This window comes from Chloroflexus sp., from assembly GCF_049970315.1.
Classification (GTDB): Bacteria; Chloroflexota; Chloroflexia; order Chloroflexales; family Chloroflexaceae; genus Chloroflexus.
The window spans coordinates 108296-130368 of record NZ_JBMFNE010000004.1 but is presented as its reverse complement, the minus strand read 5'-3'; the positions used below and the strand labels follow the sequence as shown (position 1 = coordinate 130368).

Genomic DNA, 22073 nt, shown 5'->3' with positions numbered 1-22073 from the left:
TCCTAGATCGGCAAAGCCTGCGCGAGCGCTAAATCGCGCTGCGCATCGAGATCGATAAAGATACCAATCGCCTCCGCACGCGCCGCAACTGCTGCTGATACATTACCATAGGCAAGCGCTAAACGAGCTTGATGATAACGAACTTTCCCCAACTCATAACGATTTTCAAGTTGGATCAACATCGCACTGCTCTGCTCAAACAGTTCGGCAGCAATCGCCAGATCACCGGCAGCCAGTGCAATCTCACCCAGTACTCGATGCGCGATTGCTGCATCATCAGCTTGACCCAGTTCTTCAGCAATTGCCAACGAACGCTGCGCCTCAGTACGAGCACGTTCCAGATCACCGAGCGCCAACGCCGCAAGCGCTGTTAATCGCAACACTTCAGGTAAAAAGCTGCGCGCATTAATCGCTTCAAGTTCACCGATAGCGGTAGCGAAGAGTTCATCGGCCTCAGCGGCTCGTCCTTGATAGAGCAGCACTTCGCCCCGATTGTAGCTTGTTACCGCTACTCCCAACCGTGAACCGAGTCGTGCAAAGAGACCGCCTGCCAGCCGATAGAGTTCATCGGCCCGTTCAAGTTGATTACGACCGACTAACACCACGGCCAGATTGTTGGCCGTCCGCGCTGTAGCCAATACATCACCGATGCTCTCCGATAATGCAATTGATCGCTCAAACACGGCAATCGTCTCAACCCACCGCCCGGCCTGGGTATAGATCCGACCGAGATCGTTGAGGACATCACACAAACCGGCCGGTAGGTTCGCCTGTTCGTACAGCAGGCGAGCCTGATCGAGAGCCTCAATCGCTTGTTGGCGGTCGCCTTGATAACCGGCAATGTTGCCGATGATCTTAAGCGCACGCGCTTGGTCGGTGATCTGCTCGGTGGTCACGGCCAAGTTGTATCCGATCCGTGCCCATTCCATCGCGTGGACATAATCACCGGTACGATAGGCAATGCCGGCGCCGAGGATATAACACCGCGCTGTCTCGGCCTGTAACGCGCGATGCGCACGTGCCATACCCATCGTCAGCAACTCGAAGGCTGCCTGGTAACGTGACCGGCGCTCTTCAACGGTTGCCAGCATACGGTGCATCCGCAACCAGCGCTCACTTACCGGTTCATCGCCTACCGGTAAGCTAAGTTGGAGCGCTTCGCGAAAGTGATGCTCAGCTTGTTCGTAGTCACCCAACACGAGATAGAGATCACCGATTGCTTCGTGCATACCGGCAACCTGTTCGATCAATTGCGCTGGTGGCAACACGGTGGTCAAACGTGGAGCAAGATTGAGCGCCGTTGTATACAACGCCAACGCATCACGATTGGCAAAACGGCGACGTGCCTGCTCTGCGGCGCGCAGATGATATTCCAACGCCGGTTGCCACTCCTCAGCTTGCAGGAAATGCCACGCGAGCACGGCATATTGCTCTTCAAGCTGATTGGCAGCAATCTCCTCGATCCGACGCGCCACCCGCGCGTGTAACATCCGCCGGCGCGCGTAGAGGATACCTTCGTAAGCCACATCACGCAACAGCGCGTGGCGGAAGATATAGGCCAAAATCTGCTCCTGCTGGTCGGCTTGGATCAGTTCGCTCTCAATCAAACGTTGCAAGCCCTCGTCCAAGGCCAACGGATTGGAATAGACCCCTTCAACGACCGGGCGAGGGAAGCGTCGCCCAATCACCGCTGCTACCTGTACCAATTCTTGACGCGGTTCATCAAGCCGGTCGAGCCGGGCAATGAGGAGACCTTCGATGCTGCGCGGTACCTCAATCGTTTCGAACAGACGGGTCAGTTGCCATACCCCATCGGATTCACGGCGTACAAGCAGCCGATCACGTACCAAGGCTCGCACCAGTTCTTCGATGAAAAAGGGATTACCTTGTGTGCGTTCAAGCAGCGGCAACATCTCAGACGGTGGGGTACCGTCAAGCAAGGCGGCCAGCAACCGGTAGCTATCATCAGCAGACAACTCGCTCAGCTCAATACGCACCGTCCCCGGTAACGCATCCCATGGCATTGGCATGACCATTTCGGGTCGGTACGTCACCACCAAAGCTAACGTTCGTCCCGCGAGCATCTTGCTCAACCGTTCGAGCACCTCCAGCGAAGCCGTATCCGCCCAATGGCAATTTTCGAGAACGAGTAACAACGGCTCACGGGCTGCCGTTGCCGGGAGTATCTCGACCAGTAATTCTTGGAGTCGGTCATGGCGCTGTTGAGGTGACAAGCCAGCGGTCAGCGTCGTCTCGGGTAACGGCACACCCAACGCATCGCGTAACAGCGGGATAAATCGGCTGAGCGCCGGTACAAGCCGCTTAACACGCACCGTAATGTCGGTAACCAACTGTTCAGGCGCAGTCCGTAAATCGAGCCCTAACGCACTCAAGATAGGGTTGCGGATCGCCGCGTAGGGCATACGCTGCTCGTAACTCTGGCAATCCCCAAACAGAATGGTGAATGGTGGTACTTCCTCTTCGGTTACGTGTTGCTCAGTTGAGGCAATCACTAGTTGTTGAATAACCTCCTCCGCCAATCGCGACTTCCCCGCACCGGCTTCACCAACCACAGCAATCGTGGTACCACGACCTTTCAAGGCAGCACGTGCTGCAACCAACATTGCAGCCATCTCACGATCACGACCGATGAGCGGTGCTACGGCAAGGTTTGCATCATTCTGACGTGTGGCAACTGCCGCGATCCGTACCACCCGTACCGGTATCACCGGCTCGTTAAAACCCTTAAGTTGCAACGATGTCCCCGGTTCGAGGACAAACTGCCCCTCAACTGCGGTTTGGGTGCTAGACGACAGATAGATGGCATCTGTGGGCGCTGCTGCCATCAACCGAGCCGCCAAATTCACTGCCGGACCCATTACGGTATACTCATAGCGGGTTGCGCCACCAACCCGCCCGGCAAAGACCGTGCCGGTATTAATACCAATCTTCTGAGTGAGCGGTGGTACCGCCGTACCCAGCAATTTGGCAATCTCTTGATTCGCTTCAGACAACGCCTCACGCAATTCGAGCGCACACCGGACTGCCCGCGTTGGATCATCTTCATGGGCAGTCGGTGCGCCGAACAATACCATCAGCTTATCACCGTGGGTATACATATCGACTTTGTTGACGATACCATCATAACGATGGACAACCGCCTGGGCCCGTTGGTAATAAGCGTTGAACACGGCAGCAGCCCGTTCCGGTTCGAGCTGCAACGTATTCAGATAGATCGAAAAAGCATAGACGTTGGCAAAGAGCACCGTCACCGGACGAAACTCACCCAATTCACCCGCAGCCGGATCGAGAAAGCGACGCGGTAAGCGATGGACTAGGTATGGTTGGAGCGCAGCCAATTGGCACGCCAAGCGATTGAGTGTCGCCAGATCGTTTGGCCCCGCTAACGGTAACGGTAACGGCGCCGAGATCGAGCTGGTGGTAGCAGCTAAGCTCAACAGACGATAAAAACCCTTGCTCCGCGCTTCGACCTGATAGGAATCCAACAAACGTAACGTCTGTTCGGTAATGACCACTTCACCCGGCGCAGCAATCTCTTGCGCCAATGCAACTCGATTCACTTCCGAACCGGTCACGACCAATTCGATATGGCTCTGATCACCGACTTCAGCGGCGAACACCTGACCGGAATGCACACCAACCCGGAGTCGAAGGGTAAACGGACCGGCGCGTGTCTTTAGGTTGGTAAACTCCTCCATCCGTGCTTGCATCGCCAATGCGGTAGCGCAAGCAGCGATGGCATGTTGATCACCCAAGGTAGTAGCATCAAAGAAAACGGTCAACGCATCGCCACCAAACTTAAGCAAAGCGCCATTACGTGTGTGGACTTCGTACAAGAGTGTGTCAAACAGCCGGCTGACAACCGCCGATACCTCTTCGGCACCCTGCCGGCCTAATACCGACAGACGCTCTGACAACGCGGTAAAGCCGGAAAGATCGGCAAAAAGCAGCGAACCTTTCCAAAACGCGCCGGTAGTACGACCGGGCTGCGGGTTGATGAGTTGGCGTTGCACGATTTGAGCCGGAATGTACGCTGCATACGCAATGAGCTGGGTCCGCAAACTCTGCCCAATGTGCGCACGCACCGATGCCGGTAGCGTGCCGGTAGCAGCAAGTTCGGCAGCCTGATGAGGATCGAGATAGTTCATCAGGTCACGCCATTTGATCAACGAACCGGTCATAGCGACTTCCATAGGTTACTCCGGCGAACGGGAAGCAAGCATCTTCTATTCTAAACGTTTTGTCGCCGGAGATTGGTTTATAGTTACGCTTTGCCAAACTGGTGCGTGATAACCTTATTGTGCAGCGAAAGAGGTAAAAAAAGAAGAGGGTAAAATGAGCGACTCGATAAAAAATTTTTTAGTGACCTCTTGACAATATCTTGGTGGAGGTGTATACTCGTCACACTTGCTATAAAGTGTAATAATAACACTAACTAAGGAAAGACCCATGCTCGGCCAACTGTACGAAACTACCGGCGACACCGCCGCTACCCTCATCGCAGAGATCAACGACCTACGCCGTCAGCGCAATGCCATCATTTTGGCCCACAACTACGAGTACGGCGAAATCCAGGAGATCGCCGACTATGTCGGCGACTCGCTCGGTATGGCACAGGCCGCAGCGCGCACCAATGCTGATGTCATTGTAGTATGCGGCGTCTACTTCATGGCCGAAACGGCAGCGATTCTCAACCCACAACGCACGGTCCTGATCCCTGACGCCAATGCCGGTTGTTCGCTGGCCGACTCGATTACGGTCGAGCAGTTACGCGCGTGGAAAGCGGCAAATCCAGGGGCAGTTATTGTTAGTTATGTCAATACCAGTGCTGCCGTGAAGGCCGAGAGTGACTATTGCTGCACCTCAGGCAACGCCGAGCGTGTGATCAATGCTATCCCCGCCGACAAGACCATTCTTTTTCTGCCCGACATGTTTCTCGGCAGTTACTTGCGCCAAAAGACCGGGCGCCCGCTTAAGATTTGGGCTGGCGAGTGCCATGTGCATGCCGCTATTCGCCCTGATATGATCGAACAGAAGCGAGCAGCGATGCCCGATGCCGAATTCCTCATTCACCCTGAATGCGGTTGTGTGAGCAGTGCCATGGACTATCTGGCCAGTGGCGCGATTGATCAGCGTGGTACCCATATTCTCTCAACCGAAGGCATGATTGCCTACGTCAACCGATCATCGGCCAGCCGTTTTGTAGTTGCGACCGAGATCGGTGTTTTACACCGCATGCGTAAGGCCAATCCCAACAAGCAGTTTGTCCCGATTGACGATTCGATCAGTTGTCGCTATATGAAACTGATCACGCTGGAAAAAGTGCGCAATAGCTTGCGCGATTTACGTGAACCGGTGAAGGTACCACCAGAGATTGCTGAGCGAGCACGGGTGGCTATCGAACGGATGTTGGCGCTATGACCGTGTTGATGGCGTTATGTATACACGAGCTGCGGAGTACTCTATGGATCCCATCCCAGCCCCACGCAGTGCAGTATCGTTCGTGCCCCCTGCCTGTGATCGACAGTTTGACGTGTTGGTGATTGGCGCCGGTGCTGCCGGTCTCACAGCAGCGTTAGCGGCAGCAGCAGTCGGCGCACGGGTTCTCGTCTTGGCCCGCGGGACGTTGCCCGAAAGTAATTCAGCGTGGGCACAAGGAGGGATCGCTGCTGCCCTCGATCCCACCGACTCACCACATCTCCACATTGCCGATACGCTGACTGCCGGCGCCGGGTTGTGTGATGTGGCCGCGGTGACGACGCTCGCCCACGAGGCGCCGACGTTAATGCGTGAATTAGCCGCTCTCGGTGTACCCTTCGAGCGCGACGCCGATCGGTTTGCGTTGGGGCTAGAAGGCGGTCACTCCCGTCGGCGCATCGTTCATGTTGGTGATGCAACCGGCTGGGCAGTAACGCGCATTTTAATCGACCGAGTACGAGCCACCCCTCGAATTATCGTGCGTGAACAAGCCCAAGCAATAGAGTTGCTCACTGCCGGGAAGCGCGTGGTTGGCGCCCTCGTCAGACTGGCTGATGGTACGTGGTGGCGGGTGCTGGCCGCAGCTACAGTGTTGGCAACCGGCGGGGCCGGCGCCTTGTACGGCCTCACCAGTAACCAACCGATTGCGCTTGGTGAAGGCATCGCGTTAGCTTACCGTGCCGGCGCAGAAGTCGCCGATATGGAGTTTGTGCAGTTTCACCCTACCGTTTATCGTACCCGTGATGGGCATGGCTTCCTTATTACCGAAGCCGCACGCGGTGAAGGGGGCCGTCTCTATACACCGTCAGGCCGGCGCTTTATGCCCGACTACGATCCGCGTGCCGAACTGGCCCCCCGTGATGTAGTGACGCGCGGAATTATGGCAGCGATGCAAGCCGAGGGGTGTGATTATGTCTTGCTCGATCTGACCCATCTCCCCGCCGACCGTATCGAGCACCATTTTCCTACGATTGTTGCCCGCTTGCGCGCCGATGGGATCGACCCGGTGCGCGATCCGATCCCGGTTGCACCGGCAGCACACTATCTGATGGGCGGGGTTCGCACCGACCTCAACGGTGCAACGAATCTCCCCGGTTTGTTTGCTGCCGGCGAAGTGGCTTGTACCGGTGTACACGGCGCGAACCGGCTGGCAAGTAATTCGTTACTCGAATGTCTGGTGTTTGGGCGGCGAGCCGGTGAAGTAGCAGCAACGTGGCGCCGCATACCGTTGCCGTTGCCCGATCCTCTTCCGGTGAATCTGACAACTACAGCAGTACCGGTAGCGTGGCGGGCACACTTGGCAACGATCATGCGTGCTGCCGGTCCCCTGCGCCATGGCGATACGTTACGTCAGGCATTGATCGAATTAGAGGCGTGGCCAATGATCGCCGATCCGTTCGATCCCGAAGCGATCACCGCAGTGAATGCTGGACTGACTGCACGTCTGATCGTGGCTTCAGCCCTGCTCCGCACCGAAAGTCGCGGTGGTCATTTTCGCCAAGATTACCCCCAGAGCGATGAAGCTTGGCGTAGACACACCATCCTTCGCCGTCGCACACCACCGTGCTTTGCCGCAACCATTGCACCACCGCCAGAGCGGAGCAACGATGAGCGAGCCATCCCCCAAGTCGCGATGATGTAGCGAATTCGGAAAACGGAAGACGGCATAGCTTGAGACGCAAGGATAGATTATGGATATACCACTTCACCTGATCGACACCATTGTCAGCCAAGCGCTCGCTGAAGACATTGGTAACGGCGACATTACCACACTGGCTGCTATTCCGGCCAATATCACAACCACAGCCTACATTGTGACGCGCGAAGCCGGTGTTATTGCCGGCTTACCCCTCGTTGCGGCAGTCTTCCGCCAGCTCGATCCGACGGTACGGGTCACGTGCCATATCACCGACGGCACCCCCGTCTCCGCCGGCACAACAGTTGCAACCCTCACCGGATCGGCCCGTTCGATTCTCAGTGGGGAACGGGTGGCCCTCAATCTGCTGCAACGGCTAAGCGGGATCGCCACCCTTACCGCCCACTATGTGGCGGCTATCGCCGGTACCCGCGCACAGATCATTGACACCCGCAAAACAACCCCCGGTCTGCGCGTGCTCGAAAAGTATGCAGTACGAATGGGGGGTGGTCGTAATCACCGCTTCGGTCTCTACGATGGCGTGATGCTGAAAGATAATCATCTGGCGATCCTTGCCGCACACGGGGTTGATCTGGCGACTGCTATCGCCCGTGTACGCGCTCAGATCGGGCCAATGGTGCGGCTCGAAGTTGAGGTAGAGTGCGTGACCGATGCCATTATTGCTGCTGAAGCCGGAGCCGATCTGATCCTGCTCGACAACATGCCACTCGACCAGCTCAGAGCAGCGGTACAGGCGGTTGGTGGACGGGCGAAAACCGAAGCCAGCGGTGGCGTCACTTTACAGACAGTGCGCGCGATTGCTGAAACCGGTGTTGATTACATCTCGGTAGGAGCCTTGACCCATTCGGTACGCGCACTCGACATTGGGTTGGATTGTACCGAGGAACAACGAGGATAGCCATCTACACCGTCACTCTTTGGCCAGATGCTGAACCCGCAATTGCCAGAGCAGCCCTCCGAGCGCCGGGCCAAACCGTTCAATCAGTCGTTGGCGAGTACGGCCCTCGTTATAGCGCTGACGAGCAAAGTTTTGAATTTCCTGCTCATCATTGCCGACCCGGAGCGTTTGCATAAGCTGAAACGAGGCATCGTTAAGACCCAGTGTTGCCGCAACATCAACAAGACGACCGATCGATTCGTATGGCGGCTCAAGCAACACCGTCGCGTGAGTATAGATGCCCTGCTCGCGGATAGCTGCGATCAGTTTACGCACCTGGGCACGACTCTTTGCCGAATCAAAGACGCTCGTCGCCGTCAATACAAAGGTGAGTGCCTCGCAACCGGCTAGTTCCAGATGCCGAATCTGCTCTTCACTGAGCTGAACTATCGATACAGTAGCTTGCCATTTAACCGGCAGATTGGCACGGGCGAGGTAGTCAACAAATTCCGCGAACCATTGCGTATCAAGGGTCAGTTCCGGTTCATAAAACAGAACGTGGCGAATACCTAGCTCTTCACTCAGCGTGCGTAGCTCCTGAGCGATCTGTCGTGGCTCACGAAGATACCAACGTCCGTGGAAGCGCCAACCAATCACGACCGGTGTTTGTACTTCGCTACCTGGCGCACGTAATGCATAGTGTTCAAGCGAAAGGAGATGACGAGCCGGGTAGGCCAGCTCATCAGCCGACACCTCAGCCGAGTGATTTGTCCCGTCAAACCATGCAAGCACACTGGTCACGGCTGCGATCGCTTCACTCCCGGTCCGGCGCACGAAGAGCGGTAACATATCGGGGTAGGTCTGGTGAAGCTGACTAACAGCCTGCTCGATAGCGTTCGTATCGTCACCGGCAACGATCACGCGCTGCGGCTGGAAGGTCTGGAGACGGCGCTGAATATCCTCCCAACTCCCTTGCGGATCGAGGGCACGGTCGTAGATCCGTACAATCGCACGGCGCTGCTCAAGCATTGCCGCTACATACGCAACAGTTAACGGTGGTAGATGGTTGTCGTGTGTGCTAGGTAGTGCAATAATAGCAACTTTCACACCGACTCTCCTGTCCCGAATGATGTTTTAGGCAACCATCATATCGTTCCGATACAGAAGCTGTGTGAACAAGAACGGTAACAACGAAACCATTTGTGAGATACCATCTTGCCGATTTCTTGCGATTTACCGGTTTTGATGCGCTCAAAATCAGTCTGCAAAAAGTGTAGCACATTGTAACCGTTTATTCATGTAACAATTTTGTCAGAGGAGAACGCCATTACGTATAGCTCGACACCTACGCCAACGGTCCGTTTCCACCGTTCAAGCAAAGATTACGACGAGGCGGTACTACCAAAACTACGTTCATGTTCTAGCGGCAAGGAAAACGAGAAACGTGTCCCTTTCCCAACCTCACTATACGCAACCCAGATCTTACCACCATGCGCCTCGACTAACTGTCTACAAATCGTCAAACCAACACCCATATTTTCACCGACCAACATACCATTGCCCCTGCTATAAAAGGGGGCAAAAATCTTATCCCAATACTCAGGCGCAATACCCTTACCGGTATCGGTAACGTGAATCAGAATCTTATCCTGCTGTTGTTCTGCACTCACAATGATTTTTCCACCTCGTGGTGTTGCCTTCGTTGCATTTTCGATCAAATTGGTCAAGACCTGCCTGATCCGATCTGCATCGACAATAACCTGCGGTAACTGATCCGGTATATCTGTGATCAGCTCAACTTCGTATTCTAGCGCTTTCGGTCGTTGTTGGATACAACTGGTAATAATAATATCAATGATATTTGTGCGCATCGGAGTGATAGTAAACTGACCTCTTTCTAAGCGATTTAATTCGATCAAGTCGATGATGCGCTTCTTGAGCACATTAACGCTATCGTTGACTTCTTGCAACAGCTCAGTTTGTCGTTCATTAAGATTACTGACCTTATTACTCTCCTTGATAAACAGATTCAGAAAACCTTGCAATGTATGTAATGGATTTCGCAATTCATGCGATACCTTCGCCATGAAGTCGCGTCGTTGCTGTTCCCGTAATTTCTGATCGGTAATATCATGCAGCACAACGACTGCCAGGCGCGTCTCCGATGATGGATTGACAAGGGTACCTTGGATCCGATAATACCGCGCTTGCGCACCATCAGCGTCTTTTACTTCTACTTCCTCACTCAGTGACTCGCCGCGTTGGAACAACTGAGTAGCAAATGCAGCGAGTCGGGTGTGAAGTATACCTTGATGTTCGGCACTGTACTGGAGCGCACGCCGCGCAACTGCATTGTCGAGATAGATCTCGCCGTGATCGTCATAGACGATCAAGCCATCGGCCATGTCGTGCAAGACAGCACTCAACATAGCACGTTGTTTACTCAATTGGACGTGCAGCTCGGCATTGCGAATAGCGATCATGGCCTGAATGCTAAACGATATCAGATGGCGTTCTTCGCTTGGTGAGAAAGCCCCTTCTTGCCGGCTCACAATACTCAACGCACCACGCACACAATTGGGTTGATCTGGATCAAAGAGGGGGACACTTAGGGCTGAGCGGAAATTGTGGGCGGTCAGGGTCACCCACTCTGGGCACAGGCCTATTTCGTGCAGATCAATCGAGACGGTACACTTATTGGTCATCACAGCTTGTGCCAAGGAATCCGCCCAATCGGTGGTATGGCGATCGGCATATAATACTCGATGTTCGAGCGCGTCGCCATGGATCAGACTCAACGCAGCATCGTCAATCCGCTGCAACCCCACCATATAGCTGAGTGAATCAAGAATCTGGCGTAAGACATCATCAAGGCTCAGCAAACTACTAATTGCCCGCAGGCTTTCGCCTAAGGCCTCCATTCGCCGTAAACGATCACGCAGATCGTTGTTCGCGGCCTCGAGATTGGTCACTTGTTGCTTCTGCTCACGCCGGAGCTGGTCGTAACGTATCCGCCATTCGCGCGCCGCCTGATTACGCCGATTGCCCACAAAGAGCACAGCGATCAACATGAGCCCGCTTAGCAAGACACTGCCAAACGAAAAGAGGGTTTTCGGCGAGACGGCCACGAGTGGAGCAGTTACAGATGGCACAAACCCAACCCCGATCAGAATCGGGATCAATGCCGGCCAAAATGAAACAAACCGGTAACGCCATGCACGTAGAGCACCAACACCTTGCACAATAACCAGTGCTGGCGTTAAACCGGCTACGCTGACAAACCAGATAATTGTTAGCAGATCACCAATTGCCGCACCGATCAAGAGCCGCCCGGCATTCAGGCGCTCTTGGCGGAGCAACCGTAACCAGACGATAGTAAACACCCCATATGCGATGATGCCCCACCATAGCAGCGATGAGAATTCGAGTTGTGTGAGTATCCAGCCTAAACCTAATGCCGGTAACGGTAGGAGACGACGAAGGAATGTTTGTAGTCGTTCGGTATTAGACCACATGGTGTCAGTCAAACTACTCTTACCTTATGGCTCAAACTTGTAACCAAGATTGCGAACGGTGATCACATGGCGGGGATTGTTGGGATTTTCCTCGATTTTGGTGCGGAGACGGCGAATGTACACGGCCACCAAGTTGCTTTCACCTTCGTAGTCGTAGCCCCAGACTTTACTGAGAATTTGGGAGACATTCAAAATCCGCCCCGCATTTTTCATCAGATAATAGAGGAGGCGAAATTCGAGGGGAGTCAGTTCAACCGTGCGTCCATCGGTAAAGATAACCTTATGCTCGACGGGATCGAGTGTAATATCACCTTGGCTGAGGCGGGTTGAGGTGTTGAGCACATCGGCATTCCGCCGCCGCAATACCGCTTCTACACGGGCCAGCAACTCCGACGGTTCGTAAGGTTTGACCAAATAATCATCGCCCCCGATTTGCAACCCCATGACGCGATCCTGCAGTTGCGAACGCGCTGAGAGGAAGATGATCGGTACTTCAGAGCTGCGCCGGATCTGCCGACAGACATCGAAGCCGTCGATCTTGGGCATCATAATGTCAAGCAGGATGAGGTCAGGATTGTGCTGCTCGATCATCTGCATAATGCTGGTCGCATCATGTGCGCGCAGGACACGGTAGCCTGCCTCTTCGAGAACGTAAGAGGTTAGTTTGGCGCTTGGAACATCATCATCAACAACTAAAATATTCATAGGACCATCCTCTTTGACATTATTGGAGACACCGATCAACTCCGTACATTACAGCTTATTCATTGTACCACTCACAACGCGATTTTGGCTAGGGTGAAAATTACAACTCGTGTACCCGCTACCGCATTCGGTAGCGGTAGGCGCAGTGACATGCTTACTATTTTTGTAGTATAAACACACCGTGCCACAGGAGCTGTGAAATAAACCTGCTTATTCAAAAGTACCGAAGCAACAAAAAAAGGTGGGCCGAAATATTCCTTTCGACCCACCGACAATTGTAACTGTGACGACTGCTACACCAATAATGCCCGTTCGCGGACCCGCCGTCGAGCCGGTAACACCGCCGGACGCACCGGCTGACGGAACGGCAACGGTGCCGGCAGCGCTGTCGGTTGCGGACGATACCCGAGCAACCGCATAATCGTCACCTGATCTTGCTGTGGGGTGAGACGTGAGCTGAGCCGACCGTTCCGCTCTTCGACGATGAAACGTGCCGCTTCTGGAGTAAGGCAATGGTGCGCACCACCACGTCCCGCAATCATCTGCTGATACGCCCCAATCCCGAAGATCGCCAAGATCAGACCACCATCGGTCGTCGGCAACCAGAGGGGTGGTTGTTCGGGCCGTGGATAGATATCGTCGCTATCGCAGGTACGCCGACCGGCTAGCCGCACCGGACGTATCGGCTTGTCCCAATCGGTTAACGGCAAGATCACGAACTCTTGTCCGCTGACAAAGAGTGTGTCAGGGAGCATCACCATCAGCGAACCGTTGACCAGATACCAATCAGGTTGACCTGCTTGTCCAGCTTTGACAGCACCGACTTCTACCAAATAGGCACTGTGCGTCGCGACTGTATAGCGCCCAAACTCACCGATCAACTCAGGGGTCGGTACGCCATATTCAGCACAGAGGTCACGCACGGTGATCATCAGCCGGCTCAGAAAGCGCCGGTAATCGAAGCTGAAGGTTAATTGATACCCCGCTGTTGGCATCCCACCGCCGAAATTGAAGTAGCGCAAGGTTGGCACACGCCGACGCAGACGGCAGTAATGTTCCACCGAGGCACGCAATGTATTTAGAAAATGGTCTTCGTCTTCGATCTGGCTACCAACCATGGCGTGGTACAGCACCAACGTGTGATGAGTATCGGCGATAAGATCGGCAGCCTGTTCGATCTCGGCTGCCGTAAGACCGAACCGGTCATTGCCGGGGTGACGCCCATCGCGATTACCGGCCGCCCGCTCGCGCACGCCAAACTGGAGTGGCACCGGCGTATCCAGTAGATCACGCAGTTCGGCAAGATCATCGAGAACTGGGATTACCGTCTCGCAACCGTCGAGACGGATATTGCGGATTGCTTCACGGTAGGCCGGCTCTTTCGAGCCATTGCAAAAGATAAATCGATCACGGGGCAAGATTCCTTGCCGCCAGAGGCCATGGGCAATAATCAGATCGGTCGTTGCGGAGGTTTCGTAGTGAGCACCGGCAGCCAGCGCTGTTTGAACAGCCTCAGCAGCAAAATTAGCTTTCGTGGCATAGGCATAGTGAAATACTGCTGGATACTCGGTTGCACTACGTGCTTGCGCAGCCCAGTTGAGCATACGCTGCACCTGCATGGTAATCTGCGGGGTGTACACCACTTCCAGCGGCGCACCGTGTTGGCGCACCAACCGGTTTAAGTTGAGACGATCGCCGAAGTAGAGCTCACCGTCGTAGCGGCTCACGAAATCGGTCAGGCGGCCCTCACCGGCAAAGCCGGTCTGCTGTGTAATCAGGTCGGCAAAAGTTAGCGTCTTCAACTGTACCACATTCCTCCATCATAGCAGCGGGCGATAACCCGCAAAGCGAACACACGACAAGACGAGCCCTCTCCCACCGTTCGCGGGCAAGATCATTGACACACAGCGACTACCGTCACCGCAACCACGGTAACGATCAACCCTTGGCTAGCAAGCGATTCAGCACTTGGGGATCAAAAAAGGCCCTGCACCTGATGCAGTGGCCGGGGGAGCAGGAGTGCGCAGCGTCACTCGGGCGCGGCTAGCAGGCGATGCGCACCAATACGCGGCATGCATGTGTGCAGTTTGGGAAGCGCTGAATCGCGCGTATGTTGTATGCGCCGTCCATACTGCCTCACACTAGCCCACCCGACGCCGTCTCCCATCCAAGGCGACACTTGTCGCGACAACGGCGCTTTCCGCTCGGCGTTCGGTGTTGCGTGTTACGTGTGTCGGGTGCCTTCCCGAAACGCGAAACCCGTAACCCAAACGTAACGGGGGGCGCGAATGACCCGGTCGATTGGCTCAACCGGATGCACATTGTACATCTAATACGCGGGAACGTCAATAGGACTCATCGCAACAGTTTTGTCGAAAAGGAGGGATACCGTGGCATGCCGACGGCATCGTCCGGTAGCACACCACGCGATGCTGCGCCCTATACTAAGGCGAGTACTATGCGGTCACCGTAGGCAGCTCATTGTCTCCTTCGAGCCACAGCCGATACGTTGGTGGATGACGCCAACGAGTTGCCTGCTCAAAGGCATACGCTAATCTGATCAGCATTGGTTCTGACCACGCTCCACCGATGAAATTGATAGCGATAGGCAAACCAAATGCCATCCCTGCCGGCACCGTAACCATCGGGTAGCCAGCTCGCGCAGCGAGCGAGCTGCTGCCGCCGGGATAGCGATCACCGGCAATGAGATCAATCGGCCAGGCCAAACCTGTGGCCGGCGCAACCAACGCATCAAGCTGCTTTTCGTAAAGTACGGTATCGAGCGCCTGCCGCACAGTATCACGACTAGCGGCTAACGCCTGCTGATACGCCAGATCATTCAGATCACCGACTGCTGCTGCTTGCAACAACAGCTCTTGACCAAAGAACCGCAATTCGTGCTCGGCATACCGCTCATTGAAGGCAATCAGTTCGGCCAGCGAACGCGGTGGCGGAGCGGTAGCCTGCGGATCGGGTACACGAGAGGCAAGATACCGGTTGAGCGTATCTTTGAACTCGTAAATGAGCACCGTCAATTCGGCCTCACTAAAAGCGAGCAGTTCATTAGGTAACGTTACCGGATCAACGATATGCGCGCCGGCATCAATCATCGCAGTCAATGCGTTCGCAAAGGCCTGTTCAACGTGACGACCAAAGCCGGCAAAGCGTTCGCTGCGCAGCACGCCAATCCGTGCCCCGCACAACGCATCGGCTTGTAAACAGGTGCGGTAGTCGGGGCGAACATGGTCGGCCGCTGCTGCTGTCGCCGGATCACGCGGGTCAGGCCCGGCAATGATACCTAGCACCGTGGCGGCATCGGCGACACAACGGGCATGTGGCCCGACGGTATCCTGCGTAAAGCTGATCGGAATAACCCCGGCACGACTGGTCAGCCCTACCGTCGGCTTAATCCCCACCACTCCGCACAACGCCGACGGGCACGAAATCGAGCCATCAGTCTCGGTACCGATAGCGACCACACACATACTGGCAGCGACGGCAATTGCCGAGCCTGAGCTTGACCCACAGGGGCTACGCGAGAGAACATACGGATTACGTGCCTGCCCGCCGCGCGCACTCCACCCACTTGAGGATGCGGTGCTGCGGAAGTTGGCCCATTCGCTCATGTTAGCTTTGCCCAAAATCACCGCCCCCGCAGCCCGTAACCGAGACGCAACCGTCGCCTCGGTTGCCGGTCGCGAACCGAGTAGGGCCAACGAACCGGCCGTTGTGGCGGTATCATCGAGCGTGTCAATGTTGTCTTTCAGGAGGATTGGAATGCCGTGTAATGGACTGCGTGGCCCTTGCGCATTACGCTCGGTATCGAGGGAAATCGCCGTTTTGAGTGCTGACGGGCTGATCTCGATTACCGCATTAAGACACGGTCCCGCCCGATTAAGCGCTTCAATACGTTCGAGACAGGCCATCGTCAAGGCTTCAGCGCTGATCGCGCCGCTATCCATAGCCGCTTGCAGCTGGGCAATGGTCGCTTCATAGGCGAGCACACCTATCGCATTAGTTGGATCCAGGTTACTCATAGTTTTCTGCCATCCAGAACATGCGCGACGGCCTGTTCCTGCCCCGATTGCACAAAGCAATCGTCGCTGACAACCGCCACGTTGCTGCTGCCGAGAGCACCCACCTCTCCCTGCTATCGGTCAGACTCGTCATAGGGAGGGCAGGTGCAGTTGCCAGCCGTTTGCGATTGCGCGCTGGGGTGTGGTCCAGACCACGAACAGCGCTACACGCCAGGCACGTCCAGGTTCGACTATGCACCGTGCGCGTTTCGTTCGTTATGCCATCGACCGAACACCGACAGCTCTGTGGGGAAGGAGCGATCCGCGATACCGAGGTGCGTCCCGGAGCGGTTCGCCGTAGCTTCACTATGCCCCATCGCTCACGTCGCTCATCGCCCGTGCGCAGGGACAGCGACGATTGCGGTCCGTTCGTACAACCGGCATCAATCGCCCCTCGTACTCCCATTGTTTTGTTACCATGTCGTGACGGTGACACCGTGCAGCTTTGCCACTTGCCCTATACACCTAAAAGGTTCGGTGAGTTTAATGACACCCTAAAATGTACCTTTGTAAAGCCTAGCGTCTAGCTCCGCTGCCACAATGCAGAGATGTAACCGGACTACGCATAATAGTGTCACAAAACCTTGACCGGGTTCAACAGACCGGGTCGTTCACGGTTGGCCGCTTCGATCGCCTCGGCGGAACCCAACACCGCAACGTGACCGTGATCACGCAACGCTGCGGCAGCTTCGGCGAAGGCAACAAAATCGGCCGGGGTGGTCGCCAACACTTCATCACGAATCTGCTGGCGATACTCGTCGCTCACGCTGGTCAGGTAGCGCACCAGCGCGGTGTATCCCTTGGCATCCGGCAACTGGTAGGCATCCATATCGCCAATAGTGCCGATAATCGCCCGTTCGACCGTCGCCGGATCGAGCGCCGTTTCACGCAAGAAGGTCGCCATCTCGTCGTACACATCGAGCGTGCGCAAGAGATTGGGGTCACGGTACGAGGTAGTAATGAACAGGCCGGTGCTGCGGTCGTAACTACCGCCGGCACCATACGCCCCACCCTGAATACGGATGCGGTCGAGCAGGTAGTCGATGCGCAGGTGGCGCAACACCACCATCGCCGAGCCACCGGGCCGAACGCCGTAGGCATGGAGATTTACCCCTTTGGCAACGTAATTCACCTGTGCCGGAATGATCAACCCCTCACCACCGTCAACACTACTTACCGACCACTGCACCGGCGTATAGGGCACATCAGGAAGTTCGGCAAGAAATGCCGTCAGCATCGGCATGATCATCTCTTGCCCACTGGCATCAAGGGTCAGGTTCGCCACCAACCCGTGCCGATTGATCAGTACCGTCCGCACCGCTTCAAGGTCGGCCAACACACTTGGCCAATCGTGCTGCACACGCTGCTCAAGCTCGCGCAAGAAGAAAATGGCGGAAACCCCACTCATTTGTTCCTCGGCCCATTCCGCCGGAGCAAACCGTGCAGCAAGACGTTGGCGAGCATACGCATTGCCTGCTGGTATGAGTGACGACTCGCGGTTGGCCCGTGAGCGCAGAACGATCTGCCTGAAGCGCTCACAGTTATCGAGATTCACCGTTAACAGAATCTCGCTGAGCAAGCGGAATAGCTCGCCGGCTTGGCCGAGCGTACTTTTGCCACGGACCATCAACCGACCAACCGGCTGCCCCGAAACAAGGTCGGTTGCCGTCATCGGCGCAGCGGCGATCCCGCCGGTCTCACGCCCGATGCGCTGGAGTAAACGGACAAAATCGGAGGTGGCCGTACCCATTTCGGTGAGGGCACGGGCAAAGAGTGGCACGTAGGGCAGTAAGTGCGGTGGTAAGGCACGCAGATCAAAAGCCAGATCGAGATAAACGATGCCGTTGGTAAATAGATTGTGACGCAGAAGCGTTACGCCACCTCGCTCATCAATATCGGTCGGAATCCGCTTGATCGTCCGGTCGAGATCTGACAAACGCAGGGTCGGAATCGTCGCCAACGCCTCTGGCGGATCGGGCGTCTGCTGCCATTCGACGAGCGCCTGCGTCTCGGCGACCAGCGCCACGCGCTTGGCCTCATCGAGGGTCGCGGCGAAGGCGTCAATCCGGGCCTGCTCGGCAGCGGCCAAACGGGCAGCATGTTCGGGGTCAGGGCGTAAAGTCACGCGCGTCCGGTGTGGATTGTTGAGCAGCAGCTCACGGATCATACGCTCAAAGAGATGGTCGCCGTTCTTTACGGCAGTCTGCACTGCCGCCAGTGGAGCCTCGAAGCGCAACGGTGCAATCGGGTCATCATCATAGAGCCATGTACTCAGCGCGCGCAGCATCAACACCAAACCACGCGGAAAGCTACCGGTGTTGTTTTCGCGCAGGCTAAACTCAAAGGTATTAAAGGCTGCTGCTATCGTCTCGGTATCGATCCCTTGCTCGGCAAGTTCGTTGAGGGTACGCAGGATCAGCTCTTCAACCTGCCCTGCATTTGCCGGATCGATCCCTTTCATTCCAACCGAAAAGGTCTGTTGCAGCAAATCACTTTCATACCCGCCAATGACCTCTTCGCCTAACCCGGAATCGATCAGCGCCTTGCGCAACGGCGCTGCTGCATTCCCCAGCAAAATGTAGCCCAACAACTCGCGCGCCATCAGCTCGGTCGGATCGCGATTATCATCGAGGAGCCAATTGAGCATCACCATGCCCTTTTGCTGGGACTCATCGGCAGCACTAAAGGTATACTCCAAGACACGTGGCTCGCTGAAACGGGGCTGCTTTTCGATCTGAGAGGGTGGATCGATGCGCTCGAACTGGCTCAGATACTCATCGAGTTTGCGCAATCGCTCCTCTACCGGATCATCGCCGTAGAAGAAGATACGCGCATTGGAAGGATGATACAAAGTCTCGTGAAAGCGCTTAAACGCTTCATACGTTAGATCAGGGATCGCCAGAGGATCGCCTCCCGATGAATGGCCATACGTTGTATCGGGGAAGAGCGACTGCTGCGAGTAGCGATAGAGCATCCCATCGGGCGACGAGTAGGCGCCCTTCATCTCGTTGTAGACCACGCCCTTAATGGTGAGCGGTGCATCGGGCGCCGGCAGTTCGAAGTGCCAACCCTCTTGCTTGAGTACTTCGGGCGTGATACGTGGGAAGAAGACTGCATCGAGATAGACATCGACCAGATTGTAGAAGTCTTTCAAATTGGTGCTCGCAACCGGATAGGTTGTTTTATCCGGGTAGGTCATGGCGTTGAGGAAGGTATGCACCGATCCCTTCACCAAGGTAAAAAATGGGTCTTTAACCGGATACTTACGCGAGCCACAGAGGACCGAGTGTTCGAGAATGTGGGCAATGCCGGTCGAGTCGCGGGGTGGAGTCCGAAAGGTGATACCGAAGCATTTATTCTCATCGTCATTTTCCAGCGAGAGCAGTTCAGCGCCGGTCTTGATATGACGATACAAACGAGCGCGTGTATTGAGTTCGGGGATGAATTCATCGCGCAGTAGCTCAAATCCGTACAGATTCGTCATGACAACCTCATCTGGTACAATACGTTCCTGGTGTGCTCAATGGTATTGTACCAGAAGGCTTTACTTTGTGGCACCTATGCAACAACACACCGTTTCGATTATCTGCACCGTGCGTGACGAAGCCGATAACATTGCCGCGCTGCTTGATTCAATGTTAATGCAGACACGCGCTGCCGACGAGATCGTGATTAATGATTGCCAGAGTGTTGATGAGACACCGGCCATCGTTGCCGCCTACGCTGCGCGCTACCCTCGGATCAAACTGGTTCGTGGCGGACACAATATTTCCTCAGGGCGGAACAACGCGATACGTCACGCACGAGGTTTGCTCATCGCCAGTACCGATGCCGGTCTGATCCTCGATCCGCACTGGCTCGCCCGCATTATCGCCCCGCTCGAAACCGGCGACGCCGATCTGGTTGGCGGCTTCTTCCATCCCACGCCGCGCTCACTGTTTGCGCTTGTCCTGGGCGAAACCAACTATCGTCGCAGCAGCGAGATCGATCCGCTCGCATTCTTACCCTTCGGTAAATCAATGGCTTTTCGCAAAGAGGTATGGGAAGCAGTAGGCGGCTTTCCCGAATGGGCCAGCCACTGCGAAGACCTGCTCTTCGATTTGGCCGTTGAGCGCGCCGGCTTTCGCCGCGTTTTTGTCCCAGAAGCGGTGGTACACTTTGCACCGCGTTCCACCCTCCGAGCCTTTATTCGCCAGTATTACCTCTACGCTCGCGGAGATGGTCGGGCCGGGTTGTGGTCACAACGTCACGCGCTGCGATACGCCGTCTATCTGACGCTCAGTGGGCTAATGGGGATTGCCCTAAACCAACCGCGCCTACGAGCACCGATTGGAGCGTTGATCGGGCTAGGGGTCGCTGCGTATACCCGTGGTCCTTATCGCCGACTTTGGTCGAAGCTCCGCGGCCGACCGCTCGGCGAAAGGCTCTTCGCGCTGGCATTGGTCCCCCTGATCCGGCTGGTCGGCGACGCGGCCAAGATGGTTGGCTATCCGGTTGGTTTGTGGCGACGGCTTCAGCATAACGGGAGGGCCGCAGCATAATGCGGTGGTGATGGTTGTTCACCCCACACAATTTATGGTGTGGCCTCCACCGGACGCCGGCGACGTTTGACGAACCGGTTGATTCGGTCAATGAGCACCACAATAATGGTAATAACTACGATCTTGATCAGCACCTCACCCATATCGGTTATATGAGCCAACGACGGCACTTCGTCGATGTGGTGCTCGCTGCGCCCGACGAACTCCCTGCCACCCTGCTCTCCACCGAATACGAACTCACCACGTTCACGCCCACGAAACCCCTCTTCACGACTCACCATCTGCGTCACCGGCAACAGATTATTCACCCGCAGCCAGTTAAATCCCATCGCCACCAACACCGCCACACCCACAATAATCAGGATTCGTCCAATCGTTTCATTACGTCACCTCTTCGATCTGTGCTGCTACCAAAGCGGATTGTTAAAGCGTGGTGCAGTCGCGATCAGATAAGGCGACAAACATCACACCGTCGATAAGAAAATTGCGCCAGTTTTGATTGGTTTGCTTCATATCCCACCTCTGTCATGCTGTGTTCTTCTTAACTTCTACTTTAGAAGGCAATTGTGAAGCAGTTGTGGATCGGCTTGACAAAGATAATGAACATCTGAAGTCATCATCCACGGCTATTCACAGTCTTTGTCGATGCGCTTGAGGTGAACCGATAACCTTCCATCGATCAGCCCCCGAACCATAGGAGACCATACCGTTACCGAACTACGCACCTCTAATCAAAAAAATAGCGCGAGGCGATAGTTGCCTCGCGCCGCTCACGGGATCGCAGCAAGATTAGCGTGTTTTGATGCCGAACGGCAAATAGAGTGGGCAGAAACCAATTGCACTGGTGACGAGGAAGACGATAGCGAGAATACCGCCGATCCATGCCAGCGCACCCGACAACACACCGGTCACGATCATCACAATGAACAGAAGCGCAATAACGACGCGCGCGATCCGGTCAACATTCCCCATATTTGGTGTCATTGCTTTCCTCCTCGTCATAGTATTCCTGTTATGCCTATTACTACTATAGCCAAACGGCCAGCGTCGATCAGTGACAAAGTCACGTTGGCTGGAATCTGGAGTGCGGTAGTCAAATGCCGCACGGCTTATCACTCAGACGCAAAGCGAGTAAAGACGCAGAGGGAGTAAACGCAAAGGCGCGAAGGGCGCAAAGGACGCAAAGCGTTTTGGGCATCGGCA

At 55.5% G+C, this 22073-nt stretch carries 13 protein-coding genes; 4 read left to right on the top strand and 9 right to left on the bottom strand.

The features are described 5' to 3' along the window. Positions 1-2 precede the first annotated feature (2 nt). Entirely contained in the window at positions 3-4214 is a 4212-nt protein-coding gene (locus ACP5OT_RS04370; protein WP_428131423.1) for an adenylate/guanylate cyclase domain-containing protein, read from the bottom strand. A gap of 256 nt (positions 4215-4470) precedes the next feature. On the opposite strand from ACP5OT_RS04370, the gene nadA reads away from it, so the two are divergent. The 3 genes from nadA to nadC are packed head-to-tail and all read left to right on the top strand — an operon-like array spanning position 4471 to position 8054. After that, on the top strand, positions 4471-5442 hold the full coding sequence (gene nadA / locus ACP5OT_RS04365; protein ID WP_424677046.1) for a quinolinate synthase NadA: 972 nt from the start codon (positions 4471-4473) through the stop codon (positions 5440-5442). A 43-nt stretch (positions 5443-5485) separates the two neighbouring features. Then, positions 5486-7141, top strand: coding sequence for an L-aspartate oxidase (nadB, locus tag ACP5OT_RS04360; RefSeq protein ID WP_428131421.1), 1656 nt, complete (start codon positions 5486-5488; stop codon positions 7139-7141). 49 nt (positions 7142-7190) lie between these two features. Next, positions 7191-8054 carry a carboxylating nicotinate-nucleotide diphosphorylase gene (gene nadC / locus ACP5OT_RS04355; RefSeq protein ID WP_424677354.1) on the top strand — a complete coding sequence of 288 codons (864 nt, stop codon included), beginning with the start codon at positions 7191-7193 and terminating at the stop codon, positions 8052-8054. Between the two features lie 12 nt (positions 8055-8066). On the opposite strand, the gene ACP5OT_RS04350 is transcribed toward nadC, so the two are convergent. The 6 genes from ACP5OT_RS04350 to ACP5OT_RS04325 form a co-directional block, all read right to left on the bottom strand. Further along, entirely contained in the window at positions 8067-9140 is a 1074-nt protein-coding gene (locus ACP5OT_RS04350) for a hypothetical protein (RefSeq protein ID WP_424677355.1), read from the bottom strand. A 275-nt stretch (positions 9141-9415) separates the two neighbouring features. Further along, positions 9416-11560 carry an ATP-binding protein gene (locus ACP5OT_RS04345; RefSeq protein ID WP_424677356.1) on the bottom strand — a complete coding sequence of 715 codons (2145 nt, stop codon included), beginning with the start codon at positions 11558-11560 and terminating at the stop codon, positions 9416-9418. A gap of 12 nt (positions 11561-11572) precedes the next feature. Next, the gene (locus ACP5OT_RS04340) at positions 11573-12253 is read right to left on the bottom strand and encodes a response regulator transcription factor (RefSeq protein ID WP_424677357.1); all 681 of its coding nucleotides are present in this window, start codon (positions 12251-12253) and stop codon (positions 11573-11575) included. A 293-nt stretch (positions 12254-12546) separates the two neighbouring features. Further along, entirely contained in the window at positions 12547-14064 is a 1518-nt protein-coding gene (locus tag ACP5OT_RS04335; protein WP_424677358.1) for an arginine decarboxylase, read from the bottom strand. 645 nt (positions 14065-14709) lie between these two features. Continuing rightward, positions 14710-16290: an amidase gene (locus tag ACP5OT_RS04330; RefSeq protein WP_424677359.1), complete on the bottom strand. Its 1581-nt coding sequence runs from the start codon at positions 16288-16290 to the stop codon at positions 14710-14712. Positions 16291-16903: 613 nt separating this feature from the next. Then, positions 16904-19813 carry an insulinase family protein gene (locus ACP5OT_RS04325; RefSeq protein WP_428113016.1) on the bottom strand — a complete coding sequence of 970 codons (2910 nt, stop codon included), beginning with the start codon at positions 19811-19813 and terminating at the stop codon, positions 16904-16906. Between the two features lie 76 nt (positions 19814-19889). On the opposite strand from ACP5OT_RS04325, the gene ACP5OT_RS04320 reads away from it, so the two are divergent. After that, entirely contained in the window at positions 19890-20870 is a 981-nt protein-coding gene (locus ACP5OT_RS04320; RefSeq protein ID WP_428113014.1) for a glycosyltransferase, read from the top strand. A 32-nt stretch (positions 20871-20902) separates the two neighbouring features. On the opposite strand, the gene ACP5OT_RS04315 is transcribed toward ACP5OT_RS04320, so the two are convergent. Both ACP5OT_RS04315 and ACP5OT_RS04310 read right to left on the bottom strand, forming a co-directional pair. Further along, positions 20903-21223, bottom strand: coding sequence for a hypothetical protein (locus tag ACP5OT_RS04315; RefSeq protein ID WP_424677591.1), 321 nt, complete (start codon positions 21221-21223; stop codon positions 20903-20905). A gap of 436 nt (positions 21224-21659) precedes the next feature. After that, positions 21660-21854, bottom strand: a complete 195-nt coding sequence (locus ACP5OT_RS04310) for a YgaP family membrane protein (protein WP_424677592.1) — start codon at positions 21852-21854, stop codon at positions 21660-21662. Positions 21855-22073: the final 219 nt, after the last annotated feature.

Coding starts and splice junctions, on each gene's coding strand:
- nadA (WP_424677046.1), top strand. CDS start 4,471: ATGCTCGGCCAACTGTACGAAACTACCGGCGACACCGCCGCTACCCTC.
- ACP5OT_RS04320 (WP_428113014.1), top strand. CDS start 19,890: ATGCAACAACACACCGTTTCGATTATCTGCACCGTGCGTGACGAAGCC.
- ACP5OT_RS04325 (WP_428113016.1), bottom strand. CDS start 19,813: ATGACGAATCTGTACGGATTTGAGCTACTGCGCGATGAATTCATCCCC.
- nadC (WP_424677354.1), top strand. CDS start 7,191: ATGGATATACCACTTCACCTGATCGACACCATTGTCAGCCAAGCGCTC.
- ACP5OT_RS04340 (WP_424677357.1), bottom strand. CDS start 12,253: ATGAATATTTTAGTTGTTGATGATGATGTTCCAAGCGCCAAACTAACC.
- ACP5OT_RS04330 (WP_424677359.1), bottom strand. CDS start 16,290: ATGAGTAACCTGGATCCAACTAATGCGATAGGTGTGCTCGCCTATGAA.
- ACP5OT_RS04310 (WP_424677592.1), bottom strand. CDS start 21,854: ATGACACCAAATATGGGGAATGTTGACCGGATCGCGCGCGTCGTTATT.
- nadB (WP_428131421.1), top strand. CDS start 5,486: ATGGATCCCATCCCAGCCCCACGCAGTGCAGTATCGTTCGTGCCCCCT.
- ACP5OT_RS04370 (WP_428131423.1), bottom strand. CDS start 4,214: ATGGAAGTCGCTATGACCGGTTCGTTGATCAAATGGCGTGACCTGATG.